This window comes from Rickettsiales bacterium, assembly GCA_035765535.1.
Classification (GTDB): Bacteria; Pseudomonadota; Alphaproteobacteria; order Rickettsiales; family JABCZZ01; genus JABCZZ01.
Genome location: DASTXE010000001.1, coordinates 215,952 through 234,185 on the forward strand (window position 1 = coordinate 215,952; position 18,234 = coordinate 234,185).

Here is an 18,234-nt window from a genome sequence, read left to right on the forward strand (position 1 = left end):
GCAACGAAAGCCAAGACAGCAGCTCCGAAAGCGGAAAAACCGGCAAAAGCAGCCGCTGAGCCCAAAGCAAGCAACATCCTGCGCACCTATGGCACCGGTCGTCGTAAAGACGCAACTGCCCGCGTATGGATCACCCGCGGCAGCGGCAAGATTACCGTTAACGGCAAAGAACTGGAACAGTATTTTGCACGTCCCGTACTGCGCATGATCATCAACCAGCCGTTCGCCGTGCTGAACCGCGTTGGCAACTTTGACGTTGTTTGCACCGTAGTCGGCGGCGGTCTTTCCGGTCAGGCCGGTGCAGTCCGTCTCGGCATCAGCCGTGCGCTCGACCAGTATGACACCGAATACCACAAAGCGCTGCGCCAGGGCGGCTTCCTGACCCGTGACGCACGCGTTGTAGAACGTAAGAAGTCCGGCCGTGCGAAAGCGCGCAGAAGCTTCCAGTTCAGCAAGCGCTAAGCGTTTCTTGCCTCCTCAGGCAGCTATATCGCCAGATTATCGGAAAGTGTGCGTGTTACTTTACACGGGATCGTTTTCAGGTAATCTGGCTTTTCATTTTTAGGGGGTTTGCACATGAGTAAACACACCACCTCTCGCCGCAAGACAATCGTTGATATCCAGAATCTGAAAGACAATGACACCCCCGTTGTGGTGCTCACTGCTTATACGGCCCCGATGGCGCAGCTGATCGACCCGCATGCGGATATCCTTCTGGTGGGCGATTCGCTTGGCATGGTGCTTTACGGCATGGAAAGCACGCTGCCAGTCACGCTCGACATGATGATCGCGCACGGTAAAGCAGTGGTCAAAGCCTCGAGCGCAGGGCTGGTCGTGGTGGATATGCCGTTCGGCAGCTATCAGGGATCGTATGAAGCGGCATTTAATGCTTGCGCGCGCGTGATCAAGGAAACCGGCTGTCAGGCCGTGAAGATCGAAGGCGGCGCGGAAATGGCGGATACAATCGCGTTTTTGACCAGCCGGGCTATCCCTGTCATGGGCCATGTAGCGCTGATGCCCCAGCATGTAAATTCCATGGGAGGCTACCGCTATCGCGGCCGCACACCCAAAGAACGCAAACAGATCATGGAAGACGCGGTGGCAGTACAGGAAGCCGGAGCATTCGCTGTTGTGCTTGAGGGGGTGGAAGAAAGCCTCGCGCGCCTGATCGCCGAAAAATTATCCATCGTCACAATCGGAATTGGCGCTTCCCCGGCTTGCGACGGGCAGGTGCTGGTTGCGGAGGATATGCTTGGCCTGAATGCGTCCGTACCGAGCTTTGTGAAGAAATACGCCGATCTTCAAACCATCGTGACGCAGGCTGTTTCAGCCTATGCAGCCGAGGTAAGAGGGCATAAATTCCCGACACTAGAACACTGTTTTACAAAGAAATGAGTTTAGTTGGAAATAATAGTTCTTTATAGCTGCCTTCCCTGATCTCTGTTGTTATATGCACGTACGGCCATCAGGAGTTTTTCTGGATCAGTAGTTATTTCTTCTCGTGCCTGAGCAAAAGAGCGCTCTCTTCCTGGAGCAGATAACTGTGCAGCAAAATACTCAACAGCTTCGGCTAACGCGGAATACGGTACCTCGCCACCAAGTGCCGCTTTCGTTTTCGGTCTTTCAGCGAGCCTCGAGAATTCACGCAAAGCATGGGCAACTTGTATATTTTTTTCGTGAAAAGACAGATTAAGATACTCTACAGGTTCAATAGCATGAGTGAATTCTGCGGTATATTCATCCATACTATCATGAAAGTTTTGTTGATGACGTGTAACGTTAAATCCCAGCTTTGATAAAATTGTTTCTTCTCTTTCGCAGGTTGTTTTTCCATCAACTCCTTTTCCAGTATCAAAATCTTCGGAACAGCATGACAATCTGGAGCCTTCGTCTTCTTCTGAACGCCAATCAAGCTTCCACTGCATTCCCCCTGCAATTTGGGATAGAGTGTCTGTAAGATCGTGCATGCCTAGTATGCGGTAAGCATGTGGGGAGTCGGGAAGGGAGATTTGCAAATGTCCATTTTCGGGAGAATAATTTACCTGCTGCTCGTTGCCCGCAATCTCTTTCAATATTTCCCGTACTTCTTCAGCAGTATCTTCTGTAACAAAATAGGTTTCCGCCAGATAACCTCCACTGCTGGCAAGGACAACTTTCCATTGTCCTGTAGCCGTTGAAACCTTTTGCACATTTGTTTCCCCCTGCAGCATGGGGAATCGTTCTACGATTTCATCGTTGAGTTCCGGTGTAAGAGTTGCCGCAAATTCTCTTTGCTGCTCATGATCTGCTGGCGGTAAAAAATGAGTTAAGTCATTAAGAACGGTTTGAATGCGAAACTCTTCACTTTGTCTATCTTCAGTTGTCATATTGTTATGCCAATTTGCGTGGTGCATAATTATATAATATACTGGAAATAATTAATATTTTATTAAATTTTGTATTGCATCAAGCCAGAAAATCATATGACTGAAATTGCACTATAAACATATGATTAATAGATGATTATTGGAATTGTCACAAAAATTTAACCTTTATGCCATATAATACTGTGTAAGGGCGGGTTATAATGCCCTTGTGATAAAAGCAGAAAATACAAAGAGTATACATGCCTGTTGCAGCACCACCTAGACCATCCACCGCTGCTCCCAGCGGAACTAAAGCGGCACCTGCTGCTAGCAGAACGGCTTCGTCTGCGGTCAGGAGTGGCACTGAGATTACCCCTACGAAATCGTCAGTCAGCGCAGGCGGCATATTTGCCGGTGTCAATAAAACTGCGGGTCATTTTACAACATTAATGATGTTTGCTCCGATGCTGGGCAATCTTATAGGCTGGGCAGGAAGGAAAGCTCCCAGTAAGATGCAGCCGCATATGGAGAAAGCTGCAGGGGTAACGGGGTTACCCGGAGCGACAGCTAGTGAATTTACCGAGGCTGTTGGGGATGTGTTTGGACATTCCTCCGCCGTAACTGGAGCAACTCGCGTTGCATCTGACAAAATATCAACATTTGCGCAAAAGACCCTGGGCAGCGGTGTGCAGGAGCGCCTGAGTCAGAATTCCGTCGGCAACCTTGTCACCTCCGGCACCTTTGCCGCGCTGGGCACAGGGAACCTGGTGTTTGACAGTGCCAAGAAAATTTCCGTGCTTAAGAACATGTATAGCGATCTGACGGGCGGAAAAAAGATTTCCACCTTATCGCTGATGGTGGGACATAATCTTCCGCCGCTCATGAAAGCTGCCCGTAAGGAAGCTTTTGGCGGCAGTGCTTTATTCGGAATGGGGGCGCAGTTGACGGAAATCGGCGCCAACCTTTATTTCCTGGGCTCAAAGAGGCAATTAGGGTTCGGCAAACAGATGGTGCTGAGTATGGGACTTTCCATGGTGCCCTCCATGTTGACTTCCGGACATACGGGGCTGGCCGGCTATGACGCCGTGCAACAGTCCGGTGGAAATGCATCGGCTGAAGCGTATATGAATATGATCGGCGGACTTGCGCCTAAAAACACCAGCGCGCATGCGGTAGAAGAACTGGCTAGGCAATGCATATCGCATAAAGCTTCCTCTGTGGAAGTCATGCATCTGGTAAACGATGCTTTTTACTCCGGCAAAAACCCTGCGGTAGGGAAGGCCACGGCCAAACTTACGGCACAGAATGCAGGTATTGCTCAGGCAGGCGATATCGATCGGGAATGGGCGCAGGCCAATCAAGCAGGCGAATGGGCCGCCAGAATTCAACAGCAGCAAGCAGCCCCGCAGCTCTCCGGTGCACGCGGCGCTTAATGCCTAGCCGTCATCTTCCGGCGCTTCTTCTTCCAGCTTTTCTATTCTCAGCCTTGTCACTTGATGGCCTTTCTTCTCCAGAACGGTAAAGCGCATATTATAAAACTCAAACTGCTCACCAACTTCCGGAATCAGTCTTGCTTCATGAATGACAAGCCCTGCAATAGTGGATGCTTCCCCGTCAGGGAGATCCCAGCCCTGTTCGCGGTTCAGGTCGCGTATGGTCATGGTGCCGTTGACGATATAGCTATTCTCGCCGGTCGCAATGATCTCGCTCGTAACATGCTTATCATGTTCATCATCAATACGCCCGACGATTTCCTCAATAATATCCTCAAGCGTCACAAGCCCCTGCAGTACGCCGTATTCGTCAATCACGAGCGCCAGGTGCTGGCGCTGGGAACGGAATTCATACAGCTGGTTGTTGATTGTGGTGCTCTCCGGAATAAACCAGGGTTTCACAAGAATATCGGCCAGTTTCTTGCTGTCGAAGTTATCCTTGTTCTCACGCAGGGCTTTGATAAGCGTCTTCACATGCAATACGCCGATAATATTATCCGGCTCACCCTGCCATAACGGAATTCGGCTGTGTGTGCTGCTGACGGCAAGGTTAATAATGTCTTCAATCGGAAGATCGGCGTTGATGGTCTCCATGTTCAGGCGGTGCGCCATGATTTCGCTGACAAGAATCTCACGCATATCCAGAATGCCGCCAAGCATGTCGCGGTCCTGCTTGACCACATCGCCCTCGTGGTGATGCAGCTCGATCGTGCCGCGAATCAACTCGGACGCGGAAGCAAGCGAATTGCTGCGGCTGATATCCACGCCGAACAGCCGCAATATGCCGGTGACAATAAATTGCAGTGCAATATTGAGCGGATGCAGAATCTTGAGCGCAAGCGTTATGGTGGGAGCAAGCTTCAACGCCATGCTTTCGGCATTCTGAATGGCGTAGGTTTTGGGCAGCACTTCCGCAAAAATAACGACCAGCGCCGTCATGAGAATGGTGGCATACACCACGCCATGTTCGCCCCAGCGGTTGATGGCGAAATCGGTCGCAAGCGACGACCCCAGAATCGTGAAGATATTATTGCCCAGCATGATCCCGCCGATGAACTGCTGCTTCTTTTTACGCAGCTCGCCCACAGCCACCGCATTGCGATTGCCTTCGACAATCAGGTGATAGATGCGCTCGCGTGAAACGGCAGTGACGGCTGTTTCCGAGCCTGAAAAGAAGGCTGACATCAACAGGCAGAAAAACGTGATGATTAGCTCGACGTCCATAACCGTAAGGAATAATAATTAGCGGAGCGTTCTACTTACAGCATTATGAAACTAAATAAAAGGGATTGCTTTATGAACCGTGATTGCATTAAACTTGCCGCCTCAAAACGCAACAAACATTGAACTGGAGGTTTTTATGGCGGTATTGGTAGGCAAAGCGGCACCGGATTTCACGGCTTCTGCGGTACTCGCGGACAATTCTTTTGATGACAAGTTCAGCCTGCTGGGCCATCTGGGCATCAAGCGGGATGCGAACGGCAAAGTCACCAAGAAGGGTAAAAAAGGTGTCCTGTTTTTCTATCCTCTGGATTTCACCTTCGTCTGCCCGTCGGAAATCATCGCCTTCAACAACCGCGTGAAGGAATTCAAATCCCGCGGCGCTGAGTTGATCGGCGTATCCGTAGACTCCAAATTCAGTCATTTCGCCTGGAAGAACACGCCGGTGGAAAAAGGCGGTATCGGTAATGTTCAGTTTCCGCTGGTATCCGACCTGACCAAATCCATCGCTCGCGATTATGATGTGCTGGTAAACGAAGCGGTTTCGTTCCGTGGCCTCTTCCTGATCGACGGTGAAGGTGTTGTGCGTCACCAGGTGGTGAACGACCTGCCGCTTGGCCGCAATGTGGAAGAAGCGCTGCGTATGGTTGACGCGCTCAACTTCCATGAAGAAAATGGCGAAGTCTGCCCGGTTAACTGGAACCGCGGCGACGAAGGCATGAAGGCAACCGCTGACGGCGTTGCCAGCTACCTCAAAAAGCACGCAAAGAAACTCTAAAGAGTAAGAAGTTTCGTCAATCAGGTTCCGGCGTGATTGCTGGAACCTGAAACCTCAAGGCTGACCCTATGGCAACTCATCACACCAAACTCCTGATTCTCGGCTCCGGCGCGGCTGGTTGCACAGCGGCTATTTATGGCGCACGTGCGAGCCTCAACCCCATCATGGTGCACGGCATGCAGCCCGGCGGGCAGCTGACCATCACCACGGACGTGGAGAACTTTCCGGGCTTCGAGCATGCGGTTCAGGGCGGATGGCTGATGGAGCAGATGGAAAAGCAGGCGGCCAATGTGGGCACGAAGATCATTCATGACACAATCGTGAAGGTGGATCTTTCCAAAAGGCCGTTTGCCTGTACCGGTGACGGCGGGGATGTTTATACCGGTGACGCGCTGGTGATTGCTACGGGCGCTTCGGCCCGCTGGCTCGGCATACAGGGGGAAAAGGAATATCAGGGCTTCGGTGTCTCGGCCTGCGCCACCTGTGACGGATTTTTCTTCCGTGGCAAGGAAGTGGTCGTCATCGGTGGCGGCAACAGCGCCGTGGAAGAAGCATTATACCTTACGAATCATGCAACGAAGGTGACGCTCATTCATCGCCGTGACAGCTTACGCGCAGAAAAAATAGGGCAGGAGCGTCTGTTCAAGAATCCGAAGATCGCCGTTATCTGGGATACGGTAGTGGAAGAATTCGTAGGCGAGGGCGACCCGGCCAGCCTGACGGGAGTCCGGTTGAAGAACCTGAAAACAGGTGAAACCAGTCTCTTTAAGACGGACGGCGCATTCGTTGCCATCGGCCATAACCCGAATACGGCCTTGTTTGAAGGACAGGTGACGCTGGACAGCGAAAAATACATCGTGACCAAGCCCGGTTCCACAACGACGAATATTCCGGGCGTATTTGCCGCCGGGGACGTTCAGGATAAAATATTCCGCCAGGCTGTCACGGCCGCCGGCACGGGATGCATGGCCGCGCTGGAAGCCGAACGGTTCCTCGCACATTAAGTCATTCTCTTAACTATTTATATTATAAATAAATAATCTGTGATTGCGACGTGCAGCACGCGCCTATTCGCCCGTCATAAAACCGCAACGCGATTGTCACATAAATTTAACACTATGTTAATGAATCTTCTATATACTTTAGGTTAGGTAGAAATACGTTTGTTTGGAGAATGTTTATGGCAATGGACGATCAGGAAAAAGCGCTAGCTACTAAGCAGATGCAGGAAGAGATTGCAAAACTTAGTGAAACTGCATACCAGGAAAAACTTGCAGAGATACGCAATACTGCTGAGCGTGATCAGGTCATTGCTGGTATGGCAACAGAGCAGGAAAGAGACCGGGCCAGACTATGGAACGAGTTGATTGAACAAGAAGCAACTGCGCGGAACAATCCGGGCCGGTATACTGCAGTTGGCTCAGACGGTAAGCCTCTTCCGGCTCAAGTATCCAATTCTCAGGAAATGTTAGATGATACCCAGCGAAATCAGGCCGCTGATGCGTTAAGAGCGCAGGCAGGTGGACAGGATTTCATCATCAATATGCGTAAAGGTACCGATGAGGCATCAATAAGAGCCGAAGCGGAAGCCATGAAAGAGAAGTGGCCGGATAAAGATATTAAAGTCATTCAGGCGGAAGTCCCGGGACCTGACGGAAAACCGATGACGGTATTCGGTGTGACTGGAATACAGGATGCCAAAGCGGCCAGTGAATTCGTCAATTCCCCCGAAGGTCAGCAGAAGATTAGGGAAAAGAAGCCGGAGATCGAGCAGAAGATCAAAGAGACAAATCAGAAAGAAAGTGTGGCTCAGGGAATCGAGAAAGCTGCGCTGGATCGCTTTAATAAAGATCTTCAGCCAACCCAGGGCACAATAGATGGGTTAAGGGCTCGTGAAGAATCCTACAGTGAGCAGATTGAAAAGCTCCATACGCATGAAAAAGCTGAGAAGAATTACAAAAGGGCAGTCAACAGTGCTGTAGATAATTACAGGCAGAAAAATCCTGTCATACAGAAGCTTGGCGGCCAGGTGTGGATGAATCACAAGCTGAATCAGGCAGAAAGACAGTTTGAAAGGGCTAAAAAAGCTGATGACAAACTGGCAGAACGACTTGGAGATCGTTACGAAAAGCACAAAGACAATGTAGATGCTAAGGCTGAAGAGCGACAGACAAAGCTTGAAGTGCAAGAAGAAAAGCTTAATAAAGGGATGAATAACCTGAAAGAAGCACTTGAGGGCAACGCCGTTACAGTAGCAGATAAAAACGGGAGAACAAAAGAGGTAAAGCTCAATCTTGACGGAAAGCAGTCTGAGTTGATTAAAAATGTTCAGGAAATTATGAAAGCCAGCGGTGTAGATATGCGCTATACTGATGTAGAGAAAGTCGTTCAGCAGAACGTTGCGTCTGCTAAGTCGGCACCGACCGCAGGCAGAGGAAAATAACAGACGGAATCATTAAAAGGATACTTTATGAATATTTCTACAAACGGCACTTCGACCTTTCAACAGGAACTGGACAGTATTGTTACCAGTACAGTGCAATTGCAGATTACCTGCATGATGCTGCAGCATGAAGGTTGCAACATGATTCGCAATGGTGATTCCGAAAAAGGCCTTATCATGCTGGAAGCAGTGCGCAAGATGCGAGCTTCATTGGAGGAGCAGAATCAGGAGGTGCTGGACACTGCAGGACCCGATGAGCTATCTGGTTCTCAGCAGAGAACGGGCTTTAATAAAACATTGTATACGACAGTATCGGATGCCGTCATTAAGGATAATACGCTGTATTTTGATTTAGCGCGTCCGGCGGACCCTGCATATAAATGCGACGATATCACTTGCAAGGCAAAAACATTCGCTCTGGCCCGTGAATACTTCCCGTCTTTTTACGAAAAAGCAGCCTAACTATTTCACTTATTATGTATCCAGGTGCTTAAGCCCTGTCTTCAGGTAGGCGTAACCTGTCACGAGGGTGAGGAGCGCTGCTGCCCACAGCAGCAGTTCGCCCAGCTGTTCCAGCCATGGAAAGCCGGGACCGAGCAGCAGCAGGAAGATTGCAACCATCTGCGCGGCGGTTTTATATTTTGCTAAAGTGGAAACAGGTACGCTGATACGCAGATCCGCCAGGAATTCGCGCAAGCCTGACACCAGTATTTCGCGGCAAAGTATGGCCAGCGCAGGCAGAATATCGGCACGGCCTGACCCCACCAGCAGCATCAGGCAGCTTGCGATCAGCAATTTATCCGCAATCGGGTCAAGGAAGCGCCCAAGCTTGGAATGGGCATGCCAGGCGCGGGCAAGATAACCGTCAAAGAAATCGGTAATGCTGGCGTACAGGAATAAGAGCGCGCATATCCAGTTGGAGATACTACCGTGAACATACAGGAACACCAGCACCAGAAGCGGGATAATCAGGATACGCGTATATGTCAGAAAATTCGGAAGTTGTTTTTTCATACCGGCAAGAAGGACTGGATTCTTAAGTGCTAGTGATAGGATATTTGCAAGCATTTTACCAGAAATATCATTACTCTGCGTACACAACCTGCTTAGCGTCTGAAAAAGTGATAAATCTTTTCCGCGATCTTCTTGCTGATGCCCTCAACCTTTTCCAGCTCGGCGATCGTTGCCATCTCCACACCTTTGCTTGAGCCGAAATGCTGCAGCAATGCACGTTTGCGTGCGGCACCTATGGCAGGAATTTGGTCGAGTGCGGATTCCCGTATTGCATTGCTGCGCTTGATACGATGCGAGCCGATGGCAAAGCGATGTGCTTCGTCCCGCAGCCGCTGAAGATAATGCAGCAGTGGATCGTCCTGTGGGAGCTGGAAAGGTAGCTGGCCCGGTATATGAATCCATTCCCGCCCTGCATTGCGATCTACTCCTTTGGCGATCGCTGCATAATTCAGTCCGGTGATTCCCAGCTCGAACAGAACTTGCGTAGCAACGCTGAGCTGCCCTTCGCCGCCGTCAATCAGTACGAGATCGGGCCATGATTCGCGTGTTTCATCTTCTTTCTGCAGACGCGTAAAGCGACGCGTCAGCACTTCGCGCATCATGGCATAATCGTCGCCCGGAGTAAGGTCGGTTCTGCGGATGTTGAAACGGCGGTAGTGTTTTTTCTCAAAGCCGTGCGGGCTCGCGCAGATCATTGCACCAACCATATGTGTACCGGCGATATGGCTGTTATCGTAAACCTCAATGCGCTGTGGTGGAGCATCCAGCCCAAAGCGATCGGCCAGTTTTTGCAGCATGGCGAGATTGGTGGCATGCTCGGAAACATGGCGTGCAAGCGCTTCCCGCGCATTGATAACGGCACGGTCCATCACGCTTTTCTTCTCGCCGCGTGTTGCCTGCTGAATGGTGGTATGGAATGCTTCTTCGAGCAGTGTAGCGTCAGGCAGCTCATAATTGACCAGCACGGTTTCCGGCGCCAGCTGCTCAAGGTAAAACTGGCTGATAAAGGCGCTCAGTATCTCGGCGTCCGGCGCATCAGTACTGTGTGCCGGGAAGTAGGACTTGTTGCCGAAATTCTGCCCGCCTCGGAAGAAGAAAACCTGGATGCAGGAAATATCGCCCGTACGGTAAAGCGCAATAACATCCGCTTCCGGCAGACTTGCCGCGATAATACCCTGTTCATGTTGCACCCGGGAAAGCGCCTTGATGCGATCACGCAGTACGGCAGCTTCCTCATAGCGGTGGTTTTCACTGGCCTCCTGCATCTGCGCGGCTATTTCTGCTTTGATGTCGTGGCTTTTGCCTTTCAAAAACTGCTGCGCCTGGCGGATGAGCTTGGCATATTCTTCTTTACTGATATACCCGACGCAAGGCGCAGAGCAGCGCTTGATCTGGTATTGCAGGCACGGGCGCTGGCGTGCCTTGAAGAAGCTATCCGTGCAGGGACGCAGCAAGAAAACTTTCTGAAGAATCGTGAGCGTTTCATTGACTGCCCCGGCGGAAGCAAACGGGCCGAAATATTCCCCTTTACGGTCACGTGCGCCGCGGTGTTTGGTGATCTGCGGATAGTCATGGTCCTTCGTCATCAGGATGAACGGAAAGCTTTTGTCGTCACGCAGCAGAATATTGTAACGCGGCTTGAGTTTCTTAATAAGATTAGATTCCAGCAACAGCGCTTCGGTCTCGCTGGATGTCGTGACGATTTCCATACTGGTGGTCAGCGAAACCATTTTCATGATGCGCGTGGAAAGGCCTGAGGCGCTTACATAGTTGCTGACGCGGTTCTTAAGGTTCTTGGCCTTGCCCACGTAAAGCACATTGCCTTCTTCGTCCAGCATGCGGTAAACGCCGGGACTGACAGGCATGTCTTTCAGATATTCGCGTATAACGTCGGAACCGTTCATCTTCTCCGGCAATCATGTTCGAGCCGGATGCAAAATTCCGGCGTTGCCTGCGCTAATCTATTATTTCGGAATCATCCACAGGGATTTCTTTAAGCTGGTCACGGAACCATTGACCGGCCTCCATCGTTTTGCCGTCCGGCTGGCGAATCAGGTAAGGCTTGCCGGTACGCTCACAGGTGGAGCCCACTTTATTAATAAAATCCTCGACCGTAGTAACGCCCTTGGTCTTTTTGAGTTTCTCTTCCAGGTGCAGGCGTGCGGAAGCAGCGTCCATGTCAACGCCATTGCGCACGAATACGATGTCCGAAGTGCTTAAGGTTTCAAGCAGCGCATCAATTCTTTGCTGGTCGCTGAGTTTCTCAGCGAATGCAGGAAATGCGAAGCATATGATAATCAGGAAACTGGCTATTTTGCGCATAAATATTCCACATATGGCGTTACCTTCATTGTATGAAATACATGAATGAGATGAAAATCAATACTTAAATTGTCTTGAGTGCAAGCCTTGCCTAAAACCGGCAACTGCGGTACAAAAAACATATGAGAGAAATTGCGCTAGATACAGAAACGACAGGTCTTGATCCCTTAACGGGACATCGGGTAATTGAAATCGGTTGCGTGGAGATGTTCGACCGTATCCGCACCGGCAAGACTTTCCAGGCATATATCAATCCTGAACGCGATATGCCGGAAGAAGCCTTCCGCGTTCACGGTATTTCTTTGGAATTCCTGAAGGATAAGCCTGTTTTTGCTAAAGTTGCGCAGGAATGGCTGGATTTCATCGGCGATAGCAGGCTGGTCATTCATAATGCCCAGTTCGATCTGAAATTCCTTAATTACGAATTGGGATTATTGAAATTACCTTCCATTTCAATGGATCGGGCGACAGACACCATCAATATCGCAAGGCGCAAGTTTCCGGGCGCACCAGCCAAACTTGACGCGCTTTGTAAACGTTTCAATATCGATCTTTCCGCGCGTACGAAACATGGCGCGTTATTAGATGCGGAACTGCTCGCTGATGTCTATCTGGAGTTGATGGGCGGAAGGCAGGAAGCCATGCTGCTGCAGGCCGAGCCGGCAAATGCCTCGCTCTCATCTGTCCTGGTGGAAACGGTGACAGAGATAATCACAATAGTAAAACGTGAATTCCCGCCTTCGGAAGATGAACTGGCCGCGCATGAAGAGTTCCTGAAAAAGATTAAGAATCCGCTCTGGAAAGTGGTTGCCTGATTTCACTCCTTGATTGTAAAGTAAACGCTTCCTCCAACTTTCAATGGAGGAATCCGCTTTATAATTCGTCAATCCAAGGAGGCTTATATGAAGACGCTATACACAGCACGTGCCAATGTCAGAGGCGGTCGCGAAGGACATGCCGAAACAGACGATAAGCAGATTTCCGTTAATCTGGCGGCGCCCGGTAGCGGCAAGCAGGGAACGAACCCGGAACAGTTATTTGCCTGCGGTTACGCAGCTTGCTTTGGCAGTGCTGTTCAACACGTGGCACGCCAGCAGAAGATCGACGCAGGTGATATCGATGTACAGGCGGATGTAAAGCTGAATCAGGATGATCAGGGCTTTTCCATCGCCGTCGAACTCAATGTAACGCTCGCGAAAGTTGATGCCAAAACGGCAGAAAAGCTGGTAAACGACGCCCACCAGGTTTGCCCGTATTCTAAAGCGACACGTGGAAATATTGAGGTCAAGCTGAAAGCTAACGGCCAGCAACTTGAAAAAGCGGCATAACGTTAAAGAGGAGCCCCAGACGGGGCTCCTTTATCTTTCGTGTCCATCCCCCGGCAGTAACGCCCCCAGCGCCCTGCCACCTAGCAGATGCACATGGAAGTGCGGCACGCTTTGTGAAGCGTTCTTCCCGTGATTGGTGATCAGGCGGTACCCGCTTTCCTCCAGCTTCAGCTGTCTTGCTATCTTTGTGATAGTATTGAAAAAATAAGCAATAGCCTCCGGTGTGGTATTGCGGGTGAAATCGTCAAAGGAAATATATTCGCCCTTAGGCAGGATAAGCGCATGAGCCGGGGCAGCAGGCGCGATATCCTCAATGGCCAGAACCGACTCATCTTCATAGATTTTTTTGCAGGGTATTTCGCCGCGGATTATTCTGGCAAATATATTGTTTTTATCGTATTTCATAGGTTCCTCTAAAATATTCCAAACTTACGGCAAATATAAAAACCCTATGGCGACCAGTAAATCGAAAAATACCAAAAAAGAAGCGCAGGCGAATCCCATGTGGGGCGGGCAGTTTGCCAGCGGTCCGGCGGAAATCATGGCGCGCATCAACGCTTCCATTGATTTCGACAGTAAGCTTTATTCGCAGGATATCAAGGGGTCGATCGCACATTGTACGATGCTGGCCGAAACAGGGATTATCACAAAGAAAGAAGCCTCTGCAATCATCAAAGGGCTGGAATCCATCAAAGTGGAAATCGAGTCCGGTAAATTTATCTTCAAGCAGGAGCTGGAAGATATACACATGAATATCGAAGCCCGTCTGGCCGAATTGATAGGGGACGTTGCCGGAAAGCTCCACACGGCGCGATCACGCAACGACCAGGCCGTGCTGGATTTCCGCATGTTCGTGAGGGATGCCGCGCAGGCGATAGAGGAACTGCTTAAAGGACTTCAGGCGGCCTTGATTGCCCGTGCAGAAGAATATTGCGACACGATCATGCCGGGCTTCACGCATCTGCAGAGCGCTCAGCCTGTAACGCTTGGCCACCATATGATGGCGTATGTCGAGATGTTTGGGCGCGATCGCGGCCGTGTCAACGATTTGCTGGCGCGCCTGGACGAATGCCCTCTCGGTGCAGCGGCGCTCGCCGGGACTTCGTTCCAGACAGATCGTCACATGACGGCAAAACTGCTCGGCTTTGCCCGTCCGACTGCTAACTCACTGGATTCAGTTTCAGATCGCGACTTCGCCTTGGAATTCTTAAGCGCAGCCTCTATTTCCGCCGTGCATCTTTCACGTCTGGCGGAAGAATTTGTCATCTGGTCGAGCGCACCGTTCGCATTTATCCGCTTTTCTGATTTGTTCACGACCGGAAGCTCAATCATGCCGCAGAAGCGCAATCCGGATGCTGCCGAACTTGTGCGTGGTAAAACGGGCCGCATTGTTGGTTCGCTTATGTCATTGCTGACTACGCTTAAGGGACTGCCGCTTGCATATAACAAGGACATGCAGGAGGACAAGGAACCCGTGTTCGATGCTTCTTTGCAATGGCAGATGGTGTTGAGTGCCACGGCCGGAATGGTAGAAGATTTCAAAGCTGATAAACAGCGCATGCACGCGCTGGCGGGAGATGGCTATTCCACCGCGACCGATCTTGCCGACTGGCTCGTGCGCACACAAAAAATGCCATTCCGTCAGGCACATCATGCCACGGCGCGTATTGTGAAAATTGCTGCCATGAAGAAATGCCAGCTTTCGGAACTGGCGCTGGAAGATATGAAGTCTATTGAACCGGCCATCACGAAGGATATTTACAATTACCTAACAGTAGAGAAATCCGTGGCGAGCCGCACAAGTTTCGGCGGTACATCGCCGGTAAGGGTAAAGGAAGCGATTAAAGCTGCAAAGAAGAAATACCTATGAAAAAACTTGCATGGATAATGGCATTGTGCGTTTTGGTAAGCGGCTGCGGTATCAAAAAGCCGCTGGTACAGCCGGGACAGGAAAAGGGAAACGCAACGCAGCAGAAGAAATCTACAACGCCTGACGCGCAGCCTATAGCGCCGCAGCCGGATAACAGCAATCCGGATATACTGCCAAGCCAGAATGTCCCGCAGAATTAGAGATAACCTTATTTATTGAATACTGAACGATGGATCACTTTACCTATAAAAATTCCGTACTTCACGCTGAAGACGTGGCGTTGAGCGAAATCGCTGCTGCTGTTGGCACGCCGTTTTACTGCTATTCCACGGCGACTCTGCAGCGCCACTATCGCATCTTCAAGGATGCATTGGCAGAGCTTGACCCCCTTATTTGTTACGCGGTCAAGGCCAATACCACCATGGCCGTGCTCAAGACGCTCGCTCAGGAAGGCAGCGGCGCGGATGTGGTTTCCGAAGGCGAAATAAAAGCTGCGCTCGCCGCAGGCATTCCGCGCGAAAAAATCGTTTTCTCAGGTGTCGGCAAAACGCATGACGAAATGGCTTATGCGCTTTCTCAGGGCATATTCCAGTTCAATGTGGAATCGGAGCCGGAACTGTATGTGCTGAGCCAGGTCGCGCACCATATGGGCAAAACCGCGAATATTGCTTTGCGTGTGAATCCTGATGTCATACCGGATACGCATGCCAAGATTTCCACTGGTCAGAAGGAAAGCAAGTTCGGCGTTCCGTTTATCGAAGCCACGGCGTTATATGCGAAAGCGGCCAAGCTTCCGGGCATCGGCGTGCAGGGCGTGTCCGTGCATATCGGCTCGCAGCTGACCAATCTTGCCCCGTTTGCAAGCGCGTTTGCGCGCGTAGTTGAGCTTGTGCGGGAACTGCGTGCCGCCGGGCACCAGATCACCACGCTCGATCTGGGCGGGGGACTTGGCATTCCTTACGGCAATCAGGCGGAGCCGCCATTGCCCGCGGCCTATGCGGATATCGTGAAAGAAGCGACCAAAGGCCTGCAGTGCAAGCTCATATTCGAGCCGGGACGCCTGATTGCGGGTAATGCTGGCATACTTGTCAGCCGCGTGATTTACGTGAAGCACAGCGAATCCCGTGTGTTTGTGATTGTGGATGCTGGCATGAACGATCTTATGCGCCCGACATTATATAGCGCATATCATGACATAGTGCCTGTGAAAGCCAGCGATTCCGGGGAAACCGAGACGGTGGACGTGGTCGGTCCGGTATGTGAAACGGGCGATATCTTTGCAAGCGCTAGACTGCTCAGGGTGCCGGAATCCGGGGATTTACTTGCTTTCCGCTCTGCAGGCGCGTATGGTGCGTCGATGGCGTCAACCTATAATTCCCGTCCGTTGCTGGCGGAAGTCATGGTAAACGGTGAACAATATGCGGTTGTCCGCCTCCGCCAGACCTACGAAGAACTGCTGAAACGCGACAGAATACCGGATTGGTTGTAACTGATTGGAGACGAGGATGGATATGCAGAAGAACACAGAAAAGAAACAGGATAACGCCGCTTTTGACGTAACGCGCGGCGCATTGCCGTCATCGCAGAAAATCTATGTAGCGGGCGAACAGCACAAGGATATACGCGTTGCCATGCGTGCCATTAAATTGTCGGATAAAAACCTGCAGGACGTGAATGTATACGATACGTCCGGCCCGTTCACAGACGAATCCGCACAGATCGACATCCAGAAAGGCCTGGCAGAACTGCGCAGCAGCTGGATTCGCGCACGCGGTGATGTGGAAGAAGTAATCGCACGCACTGTGAAGCCGGAAGATAACGGCAATGCGCGGGAAACGCTGGAATTCCCGAACGTGAAAAAGAAAGTTCTGAGGGCAAAGGACGGCAAAGCCGTTTCCCAGCTGGCTTATGCGCGCGCAGGCCTCGTCACGGCGGAAATGGAATATATCGCCATCCGCGAAAACGAAGGCAGGAAGCTGGAACAGGCCGCCAAAAAACCTGCATACCGCGCAGGCAATCCTTTCGGCGCGAATATCCCGGAGGTGATTACGCCGGAGTTCGTACGTGACGAAATCGCAGCGGGCAGGGCGATCATCCCGGCCAATATCAACCACCCGGAAAGCGAGCCGATGATCATCGGCCGTAATTTCAAGGTCAAGATCAACGCTAATATCGGCAATTCCGCAGTAACTTCAAGCATCGCGGAAGAAGTCGAAAAAATGGTATGGGCGATCCGCTGGGGCAGCGACACTGTGATGGATCTCTCCACCGGTAAGAACATCCATAATATCCGCGAATGGATTATCCGCAATTCACCCGTGCCGATCGGCACCGTGCCGATCTACCAGGCACTGGAAAAAGTCGGCGGCATTGCCGAAGAACTGACCTGGGATGTCTACCGCGACACGCTGATCGAGCAGTGCGAACAGGGCGTGGATTACTTCACGATCCATTCCGGCGTGCGCCTGCCGTTCATCCCGATGACGCAGAACCGCATGACGGGCATCGTCTCGCGCGGCGGCTCCATTCTCGCCAAATGGTGCATGGCGCATCACAAGGAAAACTTCCTCTACACGCATTTTGAGGATATCTGCGAAATCATGCGCGCTTATGACGTCAGCTTCTCGCTGGGTGACGGTCTGCGCCCGGGTTCCATCCACGATGCGAATGACGAAGCGCAGTTCGCCGAACTCAAGACGCTGGGTGAACTGACCAAGGTGGCCTGGAAGTATGACTGTCAGGTGATGATCGAAGGGCCGGGCCATGTGCCGATGCACCTGATCAAGGAAAACATGGACAAGCAGCTCGAATATTGCCACGAAGCGCCGTTCTATACGCTTGGGCCGCTCACGACCGATATCGCGCCGGGTTACGACCATATCACTTCCGGCATCGGTGCGGCCATGATCGGCTGGTACGGCACGGCGATGCTGTGCTACGTCACGCCGAAGGAACATCTGGGCCTGCCGGACCGTGATGACGTGAAAACCGGCGTAGTGACCTATAAGATCGCGGCGCACGCCGCAGACCTTGCGAAAGGCCACCCGTCCGCCTACCAGCGTGACGATGCGCTGTCCAAAGCCCGCTTCGAGTTCCGCTGGCAGGATCAGTTCAACCTCGCGCTTGATCCGGAAACGGCCAAGGATTTCCATGACGAAACCTTGCCTGCCGAAGGTGCAAAAGTGGCGCATTTCTGCTCCATGTGCGGCCCGAAATTCTGCTCGATGAAAATCTCGCAGGAAGTGCGCGATTTCGCCAAGGAAGAAGCCAGCAAAAATGCTACGCAGACCGAGGTCGAACAAGGCATGGAAGAAATGGCGCAGAAATTCCGCGAAGGCGGCAGTGAGCTTTACCGCAAAGTGGGCTAATCAAACTAGCCAAACATAAAAGGCAGGCGTGAGATTCACGCCTGCCTTTTTC

Annotated in this window: 19 protein-coding genes; 13 read left to right on the top strand and 6 right to left on the bottom strand. The window is 51.5% G+C overall.

Annotated features, from left to right (window positions below):
- Window positions 1-75 precede the first annotated feature (75 nt).
- A complete protein-coding gene (gene rpsI / locus VFT64_01105; protein ID HEU5046421.1) occupies window positions 76-462 on the top strand; it encodes a 30S ribosomal protein S9 in 387 nt (128 codons plus the stop codon).
- A 114-nt stretch (window positions 463-576) separates the two neighbouring features.
- Window positions 577-1,395 (top strand): 3-methyl-2-oxobutanoate hydroxymethyltransferase, encoded by an 819-nt coding sequence (panB, locus tag VFT64_01110; GenBank protein HEU5046422.1) that lies wholly within the window; start codon window positions 577-579, stop codon window positions 1,393-1,395.
- Window positions 1,396-1,418: 23 nt separating this feature from the next.
- On the opposite strand, the gene VFT64_01115 is transcribed toward panB, so the two are convergent.
- A complete protein-coding gene (locus VFT64_01115) occupies window positions 1,419-2,366 on the bottom strand; it encodes a hypothetical protein (GenBank protein HEU5046423.1) in 948 nt (315 codons plus the stop codon).
- A gap of 239 nt (window positions 2,367-2,605) precedes the next feature.
- Between VFT64_01115 and VFT64_01120 the strand changes: the two genes are divergently transcribed.
- Window positions 2,606-3,778, top strand: coding sequence for a hypothetical protein (locus VFT64_01120; GenBank protein ID HEU5046424.1), 1,173 nt, complete (start codon window positions 2,606-2,608; stop codon window positions 3,776-3,778).
- A 3-nt stretch (window positions 3,779-3,781) separates the two neighbouring features.
- Here VFT64_01120 and VFT64_01125 read toward each other — a convergent pair whose 3' ends face one another.
- Window positions 3,782-5,062: an HlyC/CorC family transporter gene (locus VFT64_01125; protein ID HEU5046425.1), complete on the bottom strand. Its 1,281-nt coding sequence runs from the start codon at window positions 5,060-5,062 to the stop codon at window positions 3,782-3,784.
- 136 nt (window positions 5,063-5,198) lie between these two features.
- Here VFT64_01125 and VFT64_01130 point away from each other — a divergent pair, with 136 nt between their 5' ends.
- From VFT64_01130 to VFT64_01145, 4 genes are all read left to right on the top strand, one after another.
- Window positions 5,199-5,837, top strand: coding sequence for a peroxiredoxin (locus VFT64_01130; protein HEU5046426.1), 639 nt, complete (start codon window positions 5,199-5,201; stop codon window positions 5,835-5,837).
- 68 nt (window positions 5,838-5,905) lie between these two features.
- Entirely contained in the window at window positions 5,906-6,841 is a 936-nt protein-coding gene (gene trxB, locus VFT64_01135) for a thioredoxin-disulfide reductase (GenBank protein HEU5046427.1), read from the top strand.
- A gap of 176 nt (window positions 6,842-7,017) precedes the next feature.
- Complete coding sequence (locus VFT64_01140) at window positions 7,018-8,280, top strand: hypothetical protein (protein HEU5046428.1); 1,263 nt, start codon at window positions 7,018-7,020, stop codon at window positions 8,278-8,280.
- 27 nt (window positions 8,281-8,307) lie between these two features.
- Complete coding sequence (locus VFT64_01145; GenBank protein ID HEU5046429.1) at window positions 8,308-8,742, top strand: hypothetical protein; 435 nt, start codon at window positions 8,308-8,310, stop codon at window positions 8,740-8,742.
- 12 nt (window positions 8,743-8,754) lie between these two features.
- Here the strand turns inward: VFT64_01145 and pgsA are convergent, their stop codons facing one another.
- From pgsA to VFT64_01160, 3 genes are all read right to left on the bottom strand, one after another.
- Window positions 8,755-9,294, bottom strand: coding sequence for a CDP-diacylglycerol--glycerol-3-phosphate 3-phosphatidyltransferase (gene pgsA, locus VFT64_01150; protein HEU5046430.1), 540 nt, complete (start codon window positions 9,292-9,294; stop codon window positions 8,755-8,757).
- 92 nt (window positions 9,295-9,386) lie between these two features.
- The gene (gene uvrC, locus VFT64_01155; GenBank protein ID HEU5046431.1) at window positions 9,387-11,198 is read right to left on the bottom strand and encodes an excinuclease ABC subunit UvrC; all 1,812 of its coding nucleotides are present in this window, start codon (window positions 11,196-11,198) and stop codon (window positions 9,387-9,389) included.
- Window positions 11,199-11,250: 52 nt separating this feature from the next.
- A complete protein-coding gene (locus VFT64_01160; GenBank protein ID HEU5046432.1) occupies window positions 11,251-11,616 on the bottom strand; it encodes a DUF5329 family protein in 366 nt (121 codons plus the stop codon).
- A gap of 122 nt (window positions 11,617-11,738) precedes the next feature.
- Here VFT64_01160 and dnaQ point away from each other — a divergent pair, with 122 nt between their 5' ends.
- Entirely contained in the window at window positions 11,739-12,431 is a 693-nt protein-coding gene (gene dnaQ, locus VFT64_01165) for a DNA polymerase III subunit epsilon (GenBank protein HEU5046433.1), read from the top strand.
- An 87-nt stretch (window positions 12,432-12,518) separates the two neighbouring features.
- Window positions 12,519-12,944, top strand: a complete 426-nt coding sequence (locus VFT64_01170) for an organic hydroperoxide resistance protein (protein ID HEU5046434.1) — start codon at window positions 12,519-12,521, stop codon at window positions 12,942-12,944.
- Between the two features lie 30 nt (window positions 12,945-12,974).
- Here VFT64_01170 and VFT64_01175 read toward each other — a convergent pair whose 3' ends face one another.
- Entirely contained in the window at window positions 12,975-13,349 is a 375-nt protein-coding gene (locus tag VFT64_01175; protein ID HEU5046435.1) for a histidine triad nucleotide-binding protein, read from the bottom strand.
- 46 nt (window positions 13,350-13,395) lie between these two features.
- On the opposite strand from VFT64_01175, the gene argH reads away from it, so the two are divergent.
- From argH to thiC, 4 genes are read left to right on the top strand one after another with little or no spacing between them, the layout of a single operon-like run.
- Window positions 13,396-14,814 (top strand): argininosuccinate lyase, encoded by a 1,419-nt coding sequence (gene argH, locus VFT64_01180; GenBank protein HEU5046436.1) that lies wholly within the window; start codon window positions 13,396-13,398, stop codon window positions 14,812-14,814.
- Window positions 14,811-15,014, top strand: coding sequence for a hypothetical protein (locus VFT64_01185; GenBank protein ID HEU5046437.1), 204 nt, complete (start codon window positions 14,811-14,813; stop codon window positions 15,012-15,014). The genes argH and VFT64_01185 overlap by 4 nt, the downstream gene beginning before the upstream one ends.
- A gap of 29 nt (window positions 15,015-15,043) precedes the next feature.
- On the top strand, window positions 15,044-16,303 hold the full coding sequence (lysA, locus tag VFT64_01190; GenBank protein HEU5046438.1) for a diaminopimelate decarboxylase: 1,260 nt from the start codon (window positions 15,044-15,046) through the stop codon (window positions 16,301-16,303).
- A 22-nt stretch (window positions 16,304-16,325) separates the two neighbouring features.
- Entirely contained in the window at window positions 16,326-18,182 is a 1,857-nt protein-coding gene (gene thiC / locus VFT64_01195) for a phosphomethylpyrimidine synthase ThiC (protein HEU5046439.1), read from the top strand.
- The last annotated feature ends 52 nt before the right edge of the window (window positions 18,183-18,234 follow it).